The organism is Pseudomonas sp. NFACC04-2, assembly GCF_900119265.1.
In the GTDB taxonomy this organism is placed as follows: domain Bacteria; phylum Pseudomonadota; class Gammaproteobacteria; order Pseudomonadales; family Pseudomonadaceae; genus Aquipseudomonas; species Aquipseudomonas fluorescens_AA.
In genome coordinates, this window is sequence record NZ_FPJC01000003.1 from 1 (window position 1) to 20,701 (window position 20,701).

The 20,701-nt window shown below is 59.7% G+C and carries 11 protein-coding genes; 7 read left to right on the top strand and 4 right to left on the bottom strand.

What is annotated here, in order from left to right:
• From BT125_RS04640 to BT125_RS04650, 3 genes are all read left to right on the top strand, one after another.
• Nucleotides 1-6,068: non-ribosomal peptide synthetase (locus BT125_RS04640; RefSeq protein WP_139271680.1), on the top strand; the 6,068-nt coding region annotated here is incomplete at its 5' end.
• 78 nt (nucleotides 6,069-6,146) lie between these two features.
• Nucleotides 6,147-7,298, top strand: a complete 1,152-nt coding sequence (gene macA, locus BT125_RS04645; RefSeq protein ID WP_072405395.1) for a macrolide transporter subunit MacA — start codon at nucleotides 6,147-6,149, stop codon at nucleotides 7,296-7,298.
• A gap of 2 nt (nucleotides 7,299-7,300) precedes the next feature.
• On the top strand, nucleotides 7,301-9,262 hold the full coding sequence (locus BT125_RS04650) for a MacB family efflux pump subunit (protein WP_072405396.1): 1,962 nt from the start codon (nucleotides 7,301-7,303) through the stop codon (nucleotides 9,260-9,262).
• Between the two features lie 85 nt (nucleotides 9,263-9,347).
• Here BT125_RS04650 and BT125_RS04655 read toward each other — a convergent pair whose 3' ends face one another.
• Nucleotides 9,348-10,688, bottom strand: a complete 1,341-nt coding sequence (locus BT125_RS04655; RefSeq protein WP_072405397.1) for a diaminobutyrate--2-oxoglutarate transaminase family protein — start codon at nucleotides 10,686-10,688, stop codon at nucleotides 9,348-9,350.
• Between the two features lie 330 nt (nucleotides 10,689-11,018).
• Between BT125_RS04655 and BT125_RS04660 the strand changes: the two genes are divergently transcribed.
• From BT125_RS04660 to BT125_RS04670, 3 genes are read left to right on the top strand one after another with little or no spacing between them, the layout of a single operon-like run.
• Nucleotides 11,019-12,413: an efflux transporter outer membrane subunit gene (locus tag BT125_RS04660; protein ID WP_256573723.1), complete on the top strand. Its 1,395-nt coding sequence runs from the start codon at nucleotides 11,019-11,021 to the stop codon at nucleotides 12,411-12,413.
• Nucleotides 12,410-13,513: an efflux RND transporter periplasmic adaptor subunit gene (locus BT125_RS04665; protein ID WP_371857789.1), complete on the top strand. Its 1,104-nt coding sequence runs from the start codon at nucleotides 12,410-12,412 to the stop codon at nucleotides 13,511-13,513. The genes BT125_RS04660 and BT125_RS04665 overlap by 4 nt, the downstream gene beginning before the upstream one ends.
• Nucleotides 13,510-16,584, top strand: a complete 3,075-nt coding sequence (locus BT125_RS04670; RefSeq protein ID WP_072405399.1) for an efflux RND transporter permease subunit — start codon at nucleotides 13,510-13,512, stop codon at nucleotides 16,582-16,584. Before BT125_RS04665 ends, BT125_RS04670 begins: the two co-directional genes overlap by 4 nt.
• A 69-nt stretch (nucleotides 16,585-16,653) precedes the next feature.
• On the opposite strand, the gene BT125_RS04675 is transcribed toward BT125_RS04670, so the two are convergent.
• Both BT125_RS04675 and BT125_RS04680 read right to left on the bottom strand, forming a co-directional pair.
• Nucleotides 16,654-17,520, bottom strand: a complete 867-nt coding sequence (locus tag BT125_RS04675; RefSeq protein ID WP_072405400.1) for a helix-turn-helix domain-containing protein — start codon at nucleotides 17,518-17,520, stop codon at nucleotides 16,654-16,656.
• 29 nt (nucleotides 17,521-17,549) lie between these two features.
• Nucleotides 17,550-18,323, bottom strand: coding sequence for an acyl-homoserine-lactone synthase (locus BT125_RS04680; RefSeq protein WP_072405401.1), 774 nt, complete (start codon nucleotides 18,321-18,323; stop codon nucleotides 17,550-17,552).
• 625 nt (nucleotides 18,324-18,948) lie between these two features.
• Here BT125_RS04680 and BT125_RS04685 point away from each other — a divergent pair.
• Nucleotides 18,949-19,548 carry a LysE family translocator gene (locus BT125_RS04685; RefSeq protein ID WP_072405402.1) on the top strand — a complete coding sequence of 200 codons (600 nt, stop codon included), beginning with the start codon at nucleotides 18,949-18,951 and terminating at the stop codon, nucleotides 19,546-19,548.
• 73 nt (nucleotides 19,549-19,621) lie between these two features.
• On the opposite strand, the gene BT125_RS04690 is transcribed toward BT125_RS04685, so the two are convergent.
• Entirely contained in the window at nucleotides 19,622-20,350 is a 729-nt protein-coding gene (locus BT125_RS04690; protein ID WP_072405403.1) for a helix-turn-helix transcriptional regulator, read from the bottom strand.
• Nucleotides 20,351-20,701 lie beyond the last annotated feature (351 nt).

Here is a 20,701-nt window from a genome sequence, read left to right on the forward strand (position 1 = left end):
TGCGCGAAGTGATCCAGGCCCAGGGCATCACCACACTGCACTTCGTGCCGTCGATGCTCGATGTGTTCCTGGCCCATGGCGAGGCAAGTCAGTGCGAAGGTCTGGTGCGGGTGATGTGCAGCGGCGAGGCATTGCCGGGGCATCTGGTGCGGCGCTTCAAGACGCAATTGCCGCACACCAGCCTGTACAACCTGTACGGTCCGACCGAAGCGGCGGTGGACGTGACGGCGTGGGACTGCGCGGGGGCGGAGACGCCGGACAGCACGCCGATCGGCAAGCCGATAGCCAACACCCGGATCTACCTGCTCGATGGCCATCGACAACCGGTGCCCATGGGCGTGGCCGGGGAGATTTACATCGGCGGGGTGCAGGTGGCACGAGGTTACCTGAACCGTCCGGAACTGACCGTCGAGCGCTTCCTGCGGGATCCGTTCAGCCGTGGGGCGAATGCGCGGATGTATCGAACCGGGGATCTGGGTCGGTACTTGCCGGACGGCAATATCGAGTACCTGGGGCGCAACGATGACCAGGTGAAGATTCGCGGTTTCCGCATCGAGTTGGGCGAGATCGAAGCCCGGTTGGCGCAGCATGCCGCGGTGAAGGAAGCTGTGGTGCTGGCCCGTGAGGATGCACCGGGCGAGAAGCGCCTGGTGGCTTATTTCACGATGCATTCTGCCGATGAGACTGCCGACATCGAAACCTTGCGGGCCCATTTGCAAGGGCAACTGCCGGAATACATGGTGCCGACCGCCTACGTGGGGCTCGATACGCTACCGCTGACCCCTAACGGCAAACTTGACCGCAAGGCGCTGCCGGCGCCGGACCTGGACGCGGTGATCACCCGCGAATACGAGGCCCCGCAGGGCTCCGTGGAAACTACGCTGGCACAGCTGTGGGCCGATTTGCTCCAGGTCGAGCGGGTGGGGCGTCACGACCACTTCTTCGAACTGGGTGGGCATTCCCTGCTGGCGGTCACGTTGATCGAGCGCATGCGCCAGGTGGGCCTGAGTGCCGATGTGCGCGTGCTGTTCGGCCAGCCGACGTTGGCGGCCCTGGCGGCGGCTGTAGGCGGCACAACGGAGATTGTGGTGCCGGCCAACGGTATCCCGGCCGGTTGCACAGGCATCACGCCGGACATGCTGCCGTTGGCTGATCTGTCGCAAGGGGAGATCGAGCGAATTGTCGCGGCGGTGCCGGGCGGCGCGGCCAATATCCAGGACATCTATGCCCTGGCGCCGCTGCAGGAAGGCATCCTGTACCACCACCTGGCTTCGCAGCAGGGCGATCTCTATGTGCAGCAGGCCACCTTCAACTTCAAGGACCGTGCCCGGTTGGATGCCTTTGTCGATGCGTTGCAAGGTGTCATCGACCGGCATGACATCTTGCGCACAGCTGTACTTTGGGAGGGCTTGCGCGAGCCCGTGCAGGTGGTCGTTCGCCAGGCGCAACTGATTCTGGACGAGTGTGTTTTCGAACCGGGCCACGACGTCACCGCGCAACTGCTCGAACGTTTCGAGCGGCAACATGTGCGCCTCGATATACGCCAGGCACCGCTGATGCGCTTGGCGTTCACCCACGATGCCGCCAACCAGCGTTGGATCGCCACGCTGCTGTTCCATCACATGGCCCTCGACCACACGGCGCTGGAGGTGGTGCAACACGAAATGCAGGCGCACCTGTTGGGTCACGCCGATCAGTTGGGCGCAGCGGTGCCGTTTCGCAACTATGTGGCCCAGGCCCGCTTGGGCGTGAGCCGCGAGCAGCACGAAACCTTCTTCAGCGACATGCTCGGCGATATCGACGAGCCGACGTTGCCGTTCGGCTTGATGGATGTCCGTGGCGATGGCAGCGATATCGAAGCCGCAGGGCTCAACCTCGCCGCCGACCTGAGCCGCCGTCTGCGGGCCCAGGCTCGTCAGTTGGGCGTGAGTGCCGCGAGTTTGCATCACTTGGCGTGGGCGCAGGTCCTGAGCAAAGTGTCCGGCAGGCAGGATGTGGTCTTTGGCACCGTATTGATGGGACGGATGCAGGGCGGCGAGGGCGCCGACCGGGCGCTGGGCATGTTCATCAATACCTTGCCGTTGCGGGTGGATGTCGGTACCCAAGGCGTGCGTGATGGGGTGAAAGCCACCCATGCTCGCTTGACCGATCTGCTGGGGCACGAGCATGCCTCGCTGGCGTTGGCCCAACGTTGCAGCGCCGTCGCCGCGCCAATGCCGCTATTCAGCGCCTTGCTCAATTATCGGCACAGCGCAATGGGCACCGCTTCGAGCGAAGCGTTCGCCGCTTGGGAAGGCATCGAGGCCCTGGGCAGTGAGGAGCGCACCAATTACCCATTGACCTTGTCGGTGGATGACCTGGGCGAAGGTTTCAGCGTATCGGCGCTGGCGGTGCCGCAGATCGGTGCGCAGCGGATGTGCGTCTACATGAACATTGCCCTGGAGCGGCTGGTGGAGGCGTTGGAGCAAGCGCCGCACACACCTTTGAACAGCGTCTCGATCCTGCCGTCCGCCGAGCGTCGGCAATTGCTGGTGGATTTCAATCGTACGGATGTGAATTACCCCGATCCCGTGACGATCCATCAACGATTCGAAGCGCAAGCAGCCATGCATCCCGAGACAGTGGCGGTGGTGTATGGCGCGCAACAGTTGACCTACGGTGAGCTGAACCGCCGGTCCAATCGCTTGGCGCACCACTTGCTGGCGCTTGGCGTACAACCTGAAGACCGTATTGCCATCTGCCTGCAACGCAGTCTTGAGACGTTGATCGGCCTGGTGGCGATCCTGAAGTCCGGAGCCTGCTACGTGCCGCTGGATCCTTCCTATCCCATGGATCGCCTGGCCTACCTGCTCAAGGACAGTGCTCCGGTAGCGCTGCTGACCCAACAGGCCCTGCAAGAGCGGTTGCCGACCTCGAATATGCCGGTGCTGTTGCTCGACACCGATCTGCCTCAGATAAACGCTTGTTCAGAAGACAACCCGGTGCTCGCGGCGCTGACGCCGCAATGTCTGGCCTACATCATCTATACCTCTGGCTCCACCGGAGCGCCCAAAGGTGTGATGGTCGAACATCGTAACCTCGACAATCTGGTGAACTGGCATTGTCAGGCCTTCGACCTGAAGCACGGCAGCCGTACTTCAAGCGTGGCCGGTTTCGGTTTCGATGCGGCGGCCTGGGAAATTTGGCCCGCACTGAGTTGCGGCGCCACGCTGTTGTTGCCACCGGCCCATGCGGGCAGTGAGGACGTTGATGCGCTGCTCGATTGGTGGCAAGCCCAGGCGTTGGATGTCTGTTTCCTGCCTACGCCCATTGCCGAGTACGCGTTTGGCCGCGATCTGGGGCACGATCACTTGCGCACGCTTTTGATTGGTGGTGACCGCCTGGGCAAGCGGCCTGTCGAGCTGTCCTTCAATCTGATCAACAATTACGGCCCGACGGAAACCACCGTGGTCGCCACTTCGGGACTGATCGAGGCTTCGCAGGCGGTGTTGCATATCGGTAAACCGGTGGCCAACACCCGGGTTTATTTGCTCGATGAGCAATTGCAACCGGTTCCGCTCGGCGTGGCAGGGGAGCTTTATATCGCCGGGGCCGGGGTTGCGCGGGGCTATCTGAACCGTCCGCAGTTGACCGCCGAGCGCTTCGTGAAAGACCCGTTCAGCCCGGTAAAAGACGCCAGGATGTACCGCAGCGGTGACCTGGGGCGTTATTTGCCGGACGGCAATATCGATTATCTGGGGCGCAACGATGCTCAGGTAAAGATCCGCGGTTTGCGTATCGAGTTGGGTGAAATCGAAGCCAGACTGGCTCGACACGAGGCGGTAAGAGAGACCGTGGTGCTGGCCCGTGAGGATGTACCGGGCGAGAAACGCCTGGTGGCTTACTTCACGTTGCATCCTGCGTACGCGACCACCCGGATCGAGGACCTGCGTGGACATCTGCACGCACAGTTGCCCGACTACATGGTACCGGCGGCGTACGTGCGACTCGATGCACTGCCGCTGACCGCCAACGGCAAGCTCGATCGCAGGGCGTTGCCGGTACCGGACCAGGATGCCGTCGTCAGCCGTGTCTACGAGGCCCCTCAAGGCGAAGTCGAAACCCTGTTGACGCAGATCTGGCAGGAGGTGCTGGGCCTGCAACAGGTCGGTCGCCACGACAACTTCTTCGAATTGGGTGGGCACTCGCTGCTGGCGATTCGTTTGCTGGGGCTGATGGCCCAAGCCAACTTGACGATGTCGCTGGCCGAGTTGTTCCAGCATGAAAGCGTCGCGTCCATGGCGTTGTTGTTGCAGACCCGCGGCACCGAAGTCCAGGCACAGGAAGCTTTTGTACCGGTACGCACCACCGGCCAGCAGAACCCGCTGTTCCTGGTGCACGAGTTCAGTGGCCTGGATCTTTACTTCCCGATGCTGGGCAAACACATCGATCCGGATATTCCGGTCTATGGCCTGCCGGCCATCCCGTGGGGTGAGCCACAGTTGCAGACGATGGAGTGCCTGGCCTCGCGGCTGGTGGGTGTCATCCGTTCGGTCCAGCCCCAAGGCCCTTATCGCCTGGCCGGCTGGTCGTTCGGTGGCGTGTTGGCCTACGAGATCGCCATTCAGCTCATTGGCCTGGACGAAGAGGTCGAGTTCGTCGGCCTGATCGACAGCTATCTGCCGCGGTTGGTGGACCAGGGCCGGGAGCGCTGGTCACCGGGTGAGGCCCACACACGGCATCTGCTGGACCGCTGCGAGGTGTTCTGGAGGGCCGGTGCCGTGGGTGAGGCTGACCTGGCGTCGGTACTCGAAAAACTGGCCCGCCTGCAGACCCGACTGAGGGACTTCGGCTTCGAAAGCCTGGTGCAACAGTGCGCCGACGAAGGCTTGCTGCCGCCTGAGCTGGCTGAGTACAGCGCGGCCCAGCTCTGGCAGTACCTGGACCGAGAGGTCGCCCACGGTCACGCGTTGGCCCATTACTCGGTGTATCCGATTTCCGTACCGGTGCACCTGCTGGTCGCCGAGGAGCGCAAGGACGATGCGCCTGAGCATTCCGGCTACCTGGGTTGGGACGCCGTCCTGCCCAAGTCGCAGATGCACTGCGTCAAGGTGCCGGGCAACCACCAGACGATGATGCAGGCCCCGCAGGTCAAGGCATTGGGCAAGGCCATTGACGATGTGCTTCGCATCATCGCATTACGCCCGGCGCCCGCGCCCAGGAAGAATTACCAACCACTGCTGACGATCCAGGGCGGGCGTGCCGATCGGGCGCCGATCTTCTGCGTGCCGGGAGCGGGTGACAGCGTGACCGGTTTTATCGGGTTGACCGATGCCTTCGGTCCTGACTGGCCTATCCATGGGCTGCAGCACCGCGGGCTGGACGGCAGCACAGAACCTTTCAGCCTCGTGGAGACGGCCGCCCAGGTGTACCTCGATGCGATCGACAAGGTACAACCGGAGGGACCGGTGCATCTGCTCGGCCATTCCTTCGGCGGCTGGATCGTGTTCGAGATGGCGGCCCGCCTGCATGCCCGGGGTCGCAAGGTGGCTTCGTTGACGCTGATCGACAGTGAGTCGCCGGGCGGCAACGGCGTGGTGGGCAAGCCCTATACCGCGACGGGGGTGCTGAATCGACTGATCGAGGCGATGCAGTTGGCTTCCGGCAAGTCGTTGGGGATCGATGCCACGGTCTTCGGTACCCAGGACGATACCGCGCAGATGCGCTTGCTGCATGCGGGCATGGTACGGGCCGGCATGCTGCCGCAGCGTTCGGCGGTGGATTCGATGCGCGGTCCGGCGCGGACCTTCGGTACGGCCCTGCGCACGGTTTATCAACCGCAACATCGCTACACCGGGCCGGTGCGGTTGGTGCTGGCCGATGATCCAACCCTGGACACAGCCGGTAACAAACGCGAACAGGAACAAATGATCGAAGGATGGCGCAAGCATATCCCCGACCTCAGTATCTGGTACGGTCCGGGCAACCACTTCACGATCCTCAAGGCCCCTCACGTACACAACCTGGCAGCCTGGTGGCAGGACGGCCTTCCCATGCTCGACGAGGAGGCCGCCAGTGATTACGTATGACTGTCCTTCCTTGACGCGCATCCATGGAACCCGGCGCCACGTTGGCCGGGTCTGAAATCAACGCACTCATGGTTATTTATGGAAAAGTCGAAGTTTCGCAAAATCGCTATCGTGCTCGTACTGGTCGTGGTGGCCGGTCTGATTTTCTACAGCGCGCAATCGCCGGGCAAACCGCCGGAGTACCTGACTGCCATGGTCGAGCGCACGGACATCGAGAACGCAGTGCTGGCGTCCGGCACGCTGCAGGGGGTCAAGCAGGTCGATGTCGGCGCCCAGGTGTCGGGCCAGCTGAAATCGCTCAAGGTCAAATTGGGCGACAAGGTCAAGAAGGGCCAGTGGCTGGCGGAAATCGACCCGATGCTGGCGCAGAACTCCTTGCGCCAGGCGCTGGTCAACGAAGAGAACCTGGTGGCCAAGCGGCAGGCCACGGCGGCGCAACTCAAGGACGCCAAGGCCACCTATGATCGCTACAGAAAACTGCAACCGGACGACGCGATTTCCAAACAGGAGTATGAGACCGCCGAGTCCAACTACAGGGTGGAAGAGGCGAACCTGCTCTCCCTCAATGCACAGATCAAGGACGCCCGCATCCAAGTGGAAACCGCTCGTGTCAACCTGGCCTACACCCACATCGTCGCGCCGATCGATGGCTATGTGGTGGGGATCGTCACGCAGGAAGGCCAGACCGTGATCGCCGAGCAACTGGCGCCGGTCCTGCTCAAGCTCGCCGACCTGGACACCATGACGGTCAAGGCGCAGGTGTCGGAAGCCGACGTGATTCACATCGTGCCTGGCCAAGAGGTGTATTTCACCATCCTGGGTGAGTCGGAAAAGCGTTACTACGCCAAGCTGCGCGGCACTGAGCCGGCGCCACAGAACTTCCTCGAAACCCAGAACGCCGGGACGCCGAAGCAAAACACCGCGGTGTTCTACAACAGCCTTTTCGATGTGCCGAACCCCGATCATCGCCTGCGCATTTCAATGACGGCCCAGGTCCGTATTGTCCTGGACAAGGCCAAGGACGTGTTGACGGTTCCCGTCGCTGCCCTGGGTGCGAAAAACCAGGATGGCAGCTACGTGGTCCGGGTGCTGGATGCCGAAGGCAAGGCTCAGCCGCGTAACGTGCGCATGGGCATCAACAACAACGTCAGGGCCGAGATCAAGGATGGCCTGGCCGAAGGTGACAAGGTCGTCATCGGCGAGCCGACCCCGGCCGTGGCGGGAGCCTGACCATGACCCGACCATTGCTGGAACTCAAGGGCATCACCCGCAGCTTCTTGGCTGGCGAAAAAGCCTTCATCGCCCTCAAGGACATCAACCTGACGATCAATGCCGGCGAGGTGGTCGCGATCACCGGGGCGTCCGGTTCCGGCAAGTCGACCTTGATGAACGTGCTCGGCTGCCTCGACCATCCGAGCGCCGGAAGCTACAAGGTAGACGGGCGCGAAACCGGTTCGATGAGCGACCAGGAACTGGCGATGTTGCGTCGCGATCACTTCGGTTTCATTTTCCAGCGCTACCATTTGCTGCCGCACCTGAGCGCCTTGCACAACGTCGAGATGCCGGCGATTTATGCCGGTGCCGCCGAGTCGCAACGGCACAGTCGTGCCGGAGAGTTGTTGAAACGTTTGGGATTGGTGGGGCACTTGAGCAATCGGCCCAACCAGCTCTCGGGTGGTCAACAGCAGCGGGTGAGTATCGCCAGGGCCCTGATGAACGGTGGCGACATCATTCTGGCGGACGAACCCACCGGGGCGCTGGACACCACCAGCGGCAAGGAAGTGATGAAGATCCTGTTGGAGCTCAACAGGGCGGGGCACACGGTCATCATCGTGACCCACGATGAGAAAGTGGCGGCCCACGCCCAGCGCATCATCGAGATCCGCGACGGCGAGATTGTCAGTGATCGGCCCAATCCGCAGCCACCGCTGGAGGATCAGTCGCCGCAAGGCACACGTCCGGCCAAGGCCAAACCAGCCAATGGCCTGCTTGCCAGCTTCGGCCTGTTCAGCGAAGCGTTCAACATGGCTTGGGTGGCGCTGGTTTCCCATCGCATGCGCACCCTGCTGACCATGTTGGGCATCATCATCGGCATCACCTCGGTGGTCTCGATCGTGGCCATCGGCGAAGGGGTCAAGCAGTATGTCCTGAAAGACATCCAGGCGATCGGCAGCAATACGATCGAGATCATGCCCGGGGCCGACTGGGGGGACAGTCGCTCGACGGCGATCGAAACCCTGGTGTTGTCCGACGTCACGGCCCTGAGCGATCAGTATTACATCGACAGTGCGACCCCCAACGTTGGGCGCAACCTGTTGTTGCGTTATGAAAATATCGACCTCAATGCGACCGTCAACGGGGTGAGCGAGAGCTATTTCCAGGTTCGCGGGATCAAGATCGGTTCCGGTGTCGCGTTCAGCAAGGACGATGCCCGGCGGCAGTCACAAGTGGTGGTGATCGACCATAACACCCGCCAGCGACTGTTCGGCCCGAACACCGACCCATTGGGCAAGGTAATTCTCATCGACAACCTGCCTTGCACGATCATTGGTGTGACCGAAGACCGCAAAAGCGTGTTCAATACCAACAAAAGCCTGAACATCTGGATGCCCTATGAAACAGCGGCCGGCCGGCTGCTGGGCCAGCGGTTCCTGGACAGCATCACGGTCCGGATAAAGGACGGGCAGCCGAGCAAAGTCGTGGAAGACAACGTTGTCAAGCTCTTGACCCAACGCCACGGCATCAAGGACTTCTTCACCTACAACCTCGACAGCGTGCTGCAGACGGTGCAAAAGACCAGCCAGTCCCTGGCGCTGTTGCTCTCGTTGATTGCGATCATCTCGCTGGTGGTGGGGGGCATCGGAGTGATGAACATCATGCTCGTCTCGGTGACCGAACGTACCCGAGAGATCGGTATCCGCATGGCCGTCGGTGCACGTCAGTCCGATATACGCCAGCAGTTCCTGGTGGAGGCGGTGATGGTGTGCCTGATGGGCGGCACGATTGGCATCGCCTTGTCGTTTGGGATCGGCTACGTCTTCTCGATCTTCGTCAAGGAATGGCAGATGGTGTTCTCGATGGGATCGATCGTCGCTGCTGTCGTCTGCTCGACCCTGATCGGTATCGTGTTCGGCTTCGTGCCCGCGCGCAATGCCGCGCGGCTCGATCCGATCAATGCATTGGCACGGGACTGATTCGGGCTACTCAGGCTTGAAGCCAGTCATGGACCCTTGTGGCGGGGGAGCTTGCTCCCTCGCCACATAAGGTGTGCCTGGCGTCTTATACCGCCACGCGTGCCGCATGCGGGCGAGTCTCGCCAACCTTCCTCACCGCCTGTTCGAAGCGGTCCAGCACCATGCCCACCTCGGTCTCGGTGATGGTCAGGGGTGGCAGGAACCTGAGCACTGCGCCATGGCGCCCGCCGGTTTCCATCATCAAGCCGTTGTCGAAACAGTTGAGCTTGATGGCGTGCGCCCGGGCGCCGTCAGCCTGGCCGGCGCGCTGGTTGTCGGCCGGCTTGGTGATTTCCACGCCGATCATCAGCCCGCGACCGCGGATGTCGCTGATGAAGGGGAAACGCTGGGCGATGTCCCGCAGGCCGCTTTCCAGTCGTTCGCCCATCCGGGCGGCGTGGGCGACGAGATGGTCTTTGCGGATTTGCCCCATGGTGGCAGCGCCGGCAACCATCGCTATCTGATTGCCGCGGAAGGTTCCCGCATGCATGCCGGGGCCCCAGGTATCCAGATGTTCGGCGTAGACGATCACCGCCAGTGGGTAGCCACCGCCGATGGCTTTGGACAACACCAGGATGTCAGGGACGATGCCGGCGTGCTCGATGGCGAATGTGCTGCCGGTGCGACCCAGGCCGGTCTGGACTTCGTCGACGATCAGCAAGATGTCCTGCTCGAGGGTGATTTCCCGTAGCGCCCGCAGCCAGTTGGCCGAGGCCGGGATGCAGCCGCCTTCGCCTTGCACCACCTCGACGATGACCGCCGCCGGTTTGGCGATGCCGCCTTCGGGGTCGGAGAGGACGGTCCGGATGTAGTCGATGGACAGTTGATCGGTATGCTCGCCATTGGTGCCGAACGGGCATCGAAACCGATAAGGGAAGGGCAGAAAGTGCGTGCCTTGGGCAATCAGGCCATCGCCGGTCTTGGGAGATAGCTTGCCCATCGCCGACAGTGCGCCGGCCGTCATGCCGTGGTAGCCGCCGTGGAACGCCATCAATGGCGAGCGTTTGGTGTAGTGGCGGGCCAATTTGATGGCGGCCTCGACGGCATCCGAACCGCTGGGTCCGCAGAAGAGAATCTTGCTGGTGTCGCGCATTTGCGCAGGCAGCATCGAGAACAGCTCCTGCACGAACGCATGCTTGGCCGGCGTGGCCAGGTCCAGTGCCTGCTGCAGGTGATCGCTGTCGAGGAAGCGCATCACCGCGTCCCGGACTTCGGGCGGGTTGTGCCCCAGGGCCAGTGTCCCGGCGTTCGACAGGCAATCGAGGAACTCCTGGCCGCTGGCATCCTTGATACGCATGCCCCTGCCGCTGACGAACAGGCGCTGGAAAGTCTGCGCATAGGTACGTGCGTTCGACTCGATATTTTCGAGGTAAGTAAGTGCTTCCATATTCGATCATCCATTGGCTATGGAACGTGAACCGAGCGGGGGCCATTCATGCTCGACAGCAAGTGCAGCCATTACTGGGCAGGTCGGGCTCATTTCAACAGGCCCCCGTCTTTATCGCGAGTTTTCCTGGCGGCACCTGTCCCCAATTTCCACGCCAGACATCGGAACGGGCGCAAGGTTAAATAACTGCCACACGAGCCTCATCAAGCCATCGTTAATAATCCGCCATCTCCCTGAGTTGTGCCGGTGCCGGGTGCCTTGCTGTTTTCACCTTTGACACCCCTAGAGAACCCTATGCATGTCTTCAAGCCCCCAGAGAGCATATTGCTGGTGACACTGTGTGCGGTGGCCTTGAGTGGCTGCGTATTGGGCCCTGACTATCGGGTACCAGACGTCCCGATCGCCGCCAAGTGGCAGGCACCAGTGCCCCATGGCGCGTCCGTGGCCGCGTTGGCCGACTGGTGGCGGCAATTCGATGACCCGGCATTGGCCGAGCTGTTGCGCCTGGCCGAAGCCGATAGTCCGTCCATGGACCAGGCCTGGGCGAATATCTCGCTGGCCCGTGCGACCGCCGACAGCGATGCCGCCGATGCCTTGCCCAAGTTCGACGGCCGGGTGTCCGGTGGCCGAGGTGGGCAGCAGACCGGTTCAGAGCGCTTGGGGGGCTCAGGCTCCTCTGCAACGATGGATGCCGTCTGGGAACTCGATCTGTTTGGCAAGTTGCGCCGCAACAGTGAAGCGGCCAACTCCCGCGTCGAAGCACGGGTGGATGACTGGCATGACGCGAGGGTTTCCCTGGCGGCCCAGGTGGGTGATTACTACGTGCAATACCGGGGCTGCCAGAAGTTGGTATTGGCTTACCGTGATCAGGCCCAGTCACAACAAGACACTGCGCGCATGACGCGCCAGTCGTTCGGGGCGGGCTTCACGTCCTCCGCCGACGCCGCGTTGGCCGATGCCAGTGCCGCCAGCAGCGTCGCGGCCCTGGTCCAGCAGCAGAGTGAATGCCAGGTGCTGCTCAAGAGCCTGGTAGCACTGACAGGCAGTGAGGAAGGGCGACTGCTGGAAGTGCTGGGCCACACGCCCGCGCAACTGCCGAAACCGGCCGAACTCAACGTGCAACAGGTTCCGGCCGACTTGTTGCGCCAGCGACCGGACATCGCCTCCGGCGAGCGCGAGCTGGCGGCGGCGAATGCCGAGATCGGCGCGGCTCAGGCTGATCGCCTGCCGAGCCTGAGTCTTTCCGGGACGATTTCCGTGGGAACCATGGTGGGCCAGCGCAACCGTTCCTGGTCGCTGGGCCCGGTGCTGTCGATTCCGCTGTTCGACGGTGGCAAGCGGCGCGCGGCGGCGGAGGGTGCCAAGGCCTCGTATGACGCGGCCCTGGCGGTCTATCGCCAAACGCTGCGCACCGGTGTGATGGAAGTGGAGCAGGCCCTGGTGCGTCTCGATGCGGCACGTCGCCGGGAGTCGGATGTAGAGCGTTCCACCGCAGGTTTCCGGGAGTCTTTCGAAGCCATCGACCGCAGTTGGCAGGCCGGCAATGTCAGCCTGCTGGACCGGGAAACCGCACGCCGCCAGGCGCTGACAGCCGAGATTGAATTGATCACCTTGCAGCAGAATCAAGTGCGCTACTGGATTGCCCTGTACAAGGCGCTGGGAGGCGGCTGGCAAGCCGGTCAGCCCCTTGCAGGCAGTCGGGCATCGGGCGGGGACGGCGCGTGAAGTCGCGATCAGGCAAGTTTGCGTTGGCGATCGCGGTGTGCGCGATCGTGGTGGCGCTGATCTATTTTCGCCGGGGCGCTGAACCGGTCGAGGCCGCCCCCCAGGTCAGCAGCTTGAGCGTGGAAGTCGTCCAGGCGCAACGTCAGGTCTGGCCGCAGTTACTGTTCGCCAATGGCGCGCTCGCTCCCTGGCAGGAAGCGGTCATCAATGCCGAGACCAGCAACCTGCGCATCGCCAGCATCGAGGCCGATGTGGGCAGCCGGGTGAAGAAAGGCCAGTTATTGGCCACGCTGGCCAGCGAAACGGTGGTTGCCGAAGAGAACAAGCAGAAGGCGCTCGTCGCCCAGGCCGGCGCCAACCTGGAGCAGGCCCGCTCCAATGACCGTCGGGCACGGGTCGTCGGGCAGGGCGGGGCTTTGTCGGAGCAACAGCGTGAAGACTACCGGATCAAGGTCGCGCTCGCCGAGGCTGACCTCGCCGGCGCCCGTGCCGAATTGCAGAGCACGCGGATCAGGCTCGGACAAACCCGCATCCTCGCCGTGGACGATGGGATCATTTCGGCGCGCACGGCGCTGCTTGGCAAGGTGCTCTCCGCCGGCGACGAGCTGTTTCGCATGGTGCGTGACGGCCGCATCGAATGGCAGGCCGAGCTGGATGCCCGCCAACTGGCCCAGGTTCAGCCTGGCCAGGTTGCCCGTATGACGTTGCCCGACGGCCAAAGCCTGGAAGGGCGTGTGCGGTTGGTATCGCCCACGTTGAATACCAAGACCAGCCGGGGATTGGTGTATGTCTCCCTGCCCACCGACAGCGCCGCCCAGGCCGGTATGTATGCCAGCGGCCAGATCGAGCTGGCGCCCCGCGAGGCCGTCACGGTGCCAGACACTGCCGTCATCCTGCGGGACGGGCGTTCCTATGTGTTCACGCTCAATGACGACATGCATGTGGTCCAGCGACCGGTGGTGGTCGGCCGGCGTTTGCATCAGGCGGTGGAGATCCTCAGCGGTCTCGATGAGCCTGCCCGAATCGTGCGTGCTGGAGGTGCGTTTCTCAACGATGGCGCAAGTGTGACCCTCGTTCAATCCCAGGTCGCCCAGCCATGAACATTTCAGCCCTGTCGATCCGCCATCCGGTCCCGGCCGTCATGCTGTTCATTCTGCTGACGCTCTTTGGCCTGTCGGGTTTCGAGAAGCTCGCCATCCAGGATTTCCCGGACATGGACCTGCCAGTGGTGGTGATCAGCGCCTCGCTGGAAGGCGCGGCCCCGGAGCAACTGGAAACGGAAGTGGCGCGCAAGATCGAGGACAAACTGACTTCCCTGCGCCTGCTCAAGCACGTGACGACGGCCATCACTGAGGGTGCCGTCAATATCAGCGTCAGCTTTGACATCGACAAGGATGGCAACGAGGCGCTCAACGAAGTGCGTAACGCGGTCGACAGTGCCATGGCGCAGTTGCCGGCGAACCTGGACACACCCTCGGTTTCCCGGCTGACCACCAGCGCCTCGGCATTGCTCACCTATGTCATCGACTCCGATAACCTGGATGAAGAAGCGTTGTCGTGGTTCGTCGACAATGAGTTGAGCAAAGAACTGCTGGCGGTGCCTGGGGTGGCAATGATCGCGCGCATGGGCGGTGTCGACCGGGAAGTCCAGGTCAATCTCGACCCGGCCCTGATGGCGGGCCTGGGCATTCGCGTCGCGGACATCGCCAACCAGTTACGGGCGATGCAAAAGGACAACTCCGGCGGCCAGGGCAATCTGGGCAGCGGCCAGCAAGCCATGAGGACCTTGGGTGCCATCGACGATCCGGCTGCGCTCGGCGCCATCGACATTCCCAGCGGCGACGGTCGCCTGCTCGCCCTGGGGCAGTTGGCCGACATTCGCGACACCCATGCCGAACGCAGCACCCGAGCGTTTCGCGATGGCAGGCCTGTGATCGGCTTCCAGGTCACCCGTTCCCTGGGCTTCTCCGATGTCGGCGTCGCCAATGACGTGCGCAAGGCCATGACCGCGTTTGAAAAGCTGCATCCCAACGTGCAGATCGTTGAAGCCAGTGACACGGTCAAGGCCGTGCTTGCCAACTATCACGATTCAATGAATTTGCTGTACGAAGGCATGTTGCTGGCGGTGCTGGTGGTCTGGTGGTTCCTGCGGGACTGGCGCGCCACGCTCATCGTCGCCACGGCACTGCCGCTGTCGATCATCCCCACCTTTGGCGTAATGTACCTGGCCGGATTCACCCTCAATGCCGTTTCCCTGCTGGCCCTGGCGCTAGTCATCGGTGTGCTGGTGGACGATGCCATCGTCGAGATCGAGAACATCGCTCGGCACTTGCGCATGGGCAAAACCCCGCTTCAGGCCGCCACCGAGGCTGCGGATGAAATTGGTCTGGCGGTGCTCGCCACAACGGTCACCTTGGTTGCAGTGTTCCTGCCCACGGCGTTCATGGGGGGGATCGCCGGGAAGTTGTTCCGCCAGTTCGGTGTGACGGCGTCGGTGGCGTTGCTGTTTTCACTGCTGGTGGCGCGGCTGCTGACGCCGATGTTGGCGGCTTACTTCCTCAAGGCCAGGAATGAAGCCGACCACGACGGCCCGTTGATGACCCGCTACCTGGGCTGGATCCACGCCAGCCTGACTTGGCGCAAGACGACGATGGGCCTGGCCGGCCTGTGCTTCGTCGGGGCTCTGGCGTTGGTCCCGTTGCTGCCTACCAGCTTCCTGCCAGCGCAGGACACCGGTCGCAGCAAGATAACATTGGAGCTGCCGCCAGGAACGACACTGGACCACACGACCGCGATGGTCTTGCAGGCCAGCGAACGGCTGCGCGAACTCCCGGACGTCACGCATGTGTTCAGCTCGGTGGGGACCGCCAGCAGTTCGGGCGTCGGGCCTGGCGATATCACTGGCGCCGGTGATGCGATCCTGACGGTGGAGCTGGCGCCTCGAAATGTACGCGATCGCACGCAGGTGGAGGTCGAAGCGCAGATGCGCCAGGTGTTGCGCACACTTGCGGGAGTACGCATCAATGTTGGCGGCGATGGCAGCGGAGAGAAGCTCAATATCGTGCTTGCCAGCGATGACGGCGATCTGCTGGAGCGCACGGCCAGCGCCCTTGAGCCCCAGTTGCGTGAGTTGCGCGGGATCGGCAATGTCTCGTCCAGTAGCGCCTTGCAACGACCGGAAATCCAGATGCGGCCGGATTTTGCCCGGGCAGCGGAATTGGGCATCACCAGCCAGGACATCGCCGATACCCTGCGCATGGCGACTTACGGCGAATACTCCTCGCAACTGGGCAAGATCAACTTGTCCCAGCGCCAGGTGGACGTGCGGGTGCGCATGGATTCGTTATTGCGCGACGACTTGCAGGCGATCAGCCAATTGCGGGTAACCGGTCGAGACGGCCAGGTCGCCCTGGCCTCGTTGGGAGAAATCAGCATGGGCAGTGGACCGGCGCAAATCAGCCGACTGGACCGCCTGCGCAATATCACCCTGTCTGTCGAACTCAACGGTCGCAACCTGGGTGAGGTCATGGCCGAGGCCCGCCAACTGTCGGCGATGCGCAACTTGCCAGCCGAAGTGAAACTGGTGGAGCAGGGTGAGTTGCAGTTGATGACGGAGTTGTTCGCCAGCTTCGGGCTGGCGATGGCCATCGGTGTGTTTTGTATCTATTCAGTCCTGGTGTTGCTGTTTCACGACTTCTTGCAACCGGCCACGATTCTTTCGGCCTTGCCGCTCTCGCTGGGGGGCGCATTGTTGGCCTTGCTGGTGTGCAACTTCAGTTTTTCCCTGTCATCGGTCATCGGTTTGTTGATGTTGATGGGCATCGTGACCAAGAACTCCATTCTGTTGGTGGAGTACGCCATCATGGCTCGCCGCGATTATGGCCTGGGTCGATACGATGCGTTGGTGGATGCTTGCCACAAGCGTGCCCGCCCGATCCTGATGACCACCATTGCGATGGGGGCCGGGATGTTGCCGACGGCGATGGGTATGGGCGAGGACCCGAGTTTCAGGCAGCCGATGGCTGTGGTGGTCATGGGTGGTTTGCTGACGTCGACGTTGTTGAGCCTGCTGGTGGTACCGGTGATTTTCACTTACGTGGACGATGCGCTTGAATGGCTGAAGCGTCGTACTCGATCGCCAATGGAAGAAGGGGTGGTGGAGGACGTTTGAGGGGGGAACCAATATTCCCCCAACAAGTACTCGACTCGATCAGCGAGCGAGCAATCGTTGGGGGTAGGTTTATACGGCTTGTTGGATCGGGCTGTTGCCATTCCATTCCATGTGAGCCGGTGTGGCATCCATCGAATGCATCCAGCGGATCAGCGAGCGACGCCCACCAATCCCCATCTTTATGGCCGCGCGCTTCAGATAACTTTCGACTGTATTGACTTTCAGGTTCAGTTGCTCGGCAAGTTCGGGGGCAGTGCGTCCGGCCAGCAAACCTACGCACACTTCCGTTTCCCGAGAAGACAGACTCAATCCCGACAGTAGCAATCGATCAGCGAACCTTTGGCGCAGTGCTTCCATGCCGCCGTTTTCCGAAGCGTCCAATGCCAGGAAAGGGTCCTGCCGAGTGGATTCCGGTGGAACAAGGGCTGCCACGTGCTCCTCGACCATGGGCAATAAAAGACAGGAGAAATCTTTCAGTAATGCATGTTCTTGTGCGGTAAATCCCTTTGAAAGAGACGATCGATAGATGGACAGTACATAACGGCGACCATTCTTGCGGGTCGACAGATGTAATTGCGTCGTTGCGTTGTGGCCGGGGGATTTTTCCGGACGCTCGCATTTAAGCAGGCAGCGGGAAAAGTTGGGTATTTTCTGCGATGCCGCATCTTCAAAGAGTATGTCGTCGGCCAGGAAAAAGGGCTTGGCGGTGTGCGTGTCCATGAGCGCACCGACGCAAGCGTTGTCCAGGCCGACGCAACCGATGCTGGAGGTGCTGGGTTCAGACATATTACTTGTGCCGATCCGTTGTTCGGTAATGTGTGTTGCATCCACGGGTATTTCCGTGAGTATCAGGTCGTGCAACATACGCGGAAAATTGCGGCTACCTGTACTGGCAATGACTTTACCAACGTGCGGGAATAATCGTTGTAGGTTCATCCTTTCTCCAAAATCGTCCAATTATTTGATTAGAGCTGGAGCTCAGTGTGCATGGGTATCTTTGCCGGAATATTTCGAACGGGGAGTATCTGGGTAGTATCCAAGGATTTATGGAGTGTATCTGACGAGCGGTGCGTCATGTGGGGAGTGGCAAGTATCGTTGTTCGGTTGATGGCGTTCTTGCTGAGGACCTCTTCATAAGTTTTAAGCGTGCATGGCAAAGTGCCGTAAATTATGTGTTCGCCCTTTGAACCCAATGCCGTATTAAGTCTTTCAATTGGCCAGCCAGAACGTTTCAGGATTTTTTCCATCAGGGTGTCTACGACGATTTCATAGGCGTGAATTTTTTGTTGTTGGGCGAACTTAATCATTGACAGGAAAAGTGCTGCTGTGCGAATGTCTACATTAGCTCGGGTGAGTTTTCCCGCAGAGAAATTATTGCTTGAAAGTGCAAATCTTGTGGCCTCCCAACAGTACCCCAAGTGCGGTCTGGTTTTTTCGGTTGGAAGGATAAAACTCAGCGGGCCGCTCATCAGCGTGGGTTTGCTGGAGGGGCGTAGTCGAACACAGCCGGTGACGCGGTCGTTTTCATGGGCGTAGATATAGATCGCATCAGGGTCGTCGTATTCATCCCACTCATAATCACTGCCTTGATAACTTTCAATGTCCCACTTCTTTCGATCGATGAAGGCGAGTTTGCGAATGGACAGTATTTGTTCGAGGGTGTTAAGAGGGATTTTTGAGTAGCTTACGATGCTGGTGGATACGTCGGAAAATCCATAGGTGCATGGGGAGTAGTTCATGGATGCGACTTCGTGGCTGCAGGTGAAGCTACTGTTAACTTTGCACTACGGTATTTCAACTGTCCTAAAGTACAGTCTTTGAGTTATAGAGTGTGCAGCCTAATTAGAGAGTGCGGTTTTGTGAGCGGCTTAAAATTATTGGCGAGCTCGTTAGTTGTGGGTTTGTATCGCTATGAATCCAAAAAAGTATAGGTGCGGCATGATGGCGAACTGGTGTTAATCGAGTGGACTTGCATGAGTCGAATTAGGCTTGATCTGTTGTTTTTTTGACGATGATAAAAGCGTATCTCGTAACTGGTTGATTTGGTGCTGTTCAAAAAATTGACACGACCATATAGAGTCCGGTGTCTATAAGCAAACGGTCATCTGACATGGGGTATGATGACTTTCTTTCACGGGTTGACTCACCGACGGTGAATCCAAGGGATATGGAGTGAGCGGGGGGAGTTTAGTATGTGGCACATTGATGTTGGGCTAGTGTGATTGCTCTATTTAAGTTGGTTGTATGATCTCGTATGACTGAAAGGGCTGACTTCATGTCACTGGCTTGAAGTCATATGGAAAGATGATGGATTGATCTGACCCTGAAAATGAGCCGTACAGGCTTCTGATATGGATGGATGCTATGAATTATATTGCGCTTTCGTTGTTGACCGTGTTGTTGGTTCCGGGACCGACGAATTCATTGTTGTTGCAAGCAGGCATCAGTAGAGGGTTCAACACGCTTTCGATGCGCTTCGTCGCAGCCGAGTGGTTGGCATACGTTATTCAGATGACGATGTGGGGGGTGTTCATTGACTTACTGATGACCGATCACTCGTGGGTGGTGATCGCTACCAAGATTTTTGCTGTGTGTTTTCTGTTTTATATTTCCTTGAAACTTTGGTTCTCGGTCAAAGAGCATGCGCCTGGCGCAACGGCGGGTATTACCGTTGCGGATTTGTTTGTGGCAACGCTGACAAATCCAAAGGGGCTGTTTTTTGTTTCCTTCGTTGCGCCGGCGGGCACATTCCTGTCGCTGGATAACTGGCTGTCATTCATTCTGCTATTTACAGCCATTATTTTTCCGGTAGGGCTTGTGTGGATCGCAGTAGGTGCTTTTTGTGGTCGAAAATTTCACGCAATTGTATCTGGACGATTTTTAAATCGAGCGATTTCTTTGGTGATTGGGTTGTTCGCCTGCGGCATGCTTTTCAATATCGCATCCCAGGTGAATTTCGTCTGATTGTGCCTGGTATTGAGGTTGAGGGCGTCGAGTGCGAATTTGGGGAAAGTAGGAAAGCTTTAACGTAAACCTTTTAGATGAGGTTCAACTGCGCCGCTTTGAACATGGCTTGCTTGACATTGGTGCAATCCATTTTTTCGGTCATTTGCTTGGCATGAAATTTCACTGTTCGCTCGGTGATATTCATGATCAAACCGATCTCCTTATAGTTTTTGCCAAGCGCAAGCCAGCGCAGGAATTCAATTTCCCTGGGCGATAGCTTGAGTGTGCTCTCGACAATGGGCTCAACCGGGCGGTGCTGGTTGGCGATGATGCTGAGCGTTTGAATAATGAATATGTTCTCCCTGACAATGGTTGGGAAATCGGGATCATTTTCTTCCGAAGATAGGTGAACGGAGCCGAACGATCTGCCGGGCTCATGAATCGGAACAGTGAACCCTTGCTTGATGCCATAGGATGCGGACTGATCAAATATTTCCGGATTATTGTCGATTTCTTGCGGGATTTCATCCCAGAAAAAAGGAATGGCAGTAATGGCTGTGTTGGCCATTACAGGGTCTGATTCGTGCAGTGAGTTCTTGCGGTAGGTGTCCAGCCATTCGGCGGGATAGTTGCTGTGGATGGAGACTTTTGAACTATCGAAGGGCATGGGCTCCAAGTGAACATAAGCAAACTTATCAAGCCCTAGCTTAGAGAATATCCAGCCTAGTATCTCGGTGTACTCTGCGTGGCTTTTTCCTGGGATATTATTCTCCACCTCTTGAATTAAGTTGAGTAGTTGGCTTGAAATGGGCTTGAGCATAGTGGACGCGCTCGAAAAATATTAATGTGAATACCTGTATGTAGCAAAGGTTTCACCTTGATATTCGTCCAGCGAAGGAGGGAAGTTTCATAGCGTTGACAGCAACACCCGCACACTGCTTTGTAACCGCTGTCGGGATCGCGAAAGGGATTGGAGTATCGGGTGGGGTTTTCCAGTTCGTCGGGGTTCGCTTCGGCGCGTGATAATACCCCCTCATGTCACCGTGTAATGCTTGCTCTCTCAATTGAGATGATTTCATTTTGCATCCTTGCCTGTGTAGCCTCAGCCCTTTGCCCCTGAGGTTGTAGTTAATTACGACTACTGAAACGATTAACTGGAGGACAGTATAGA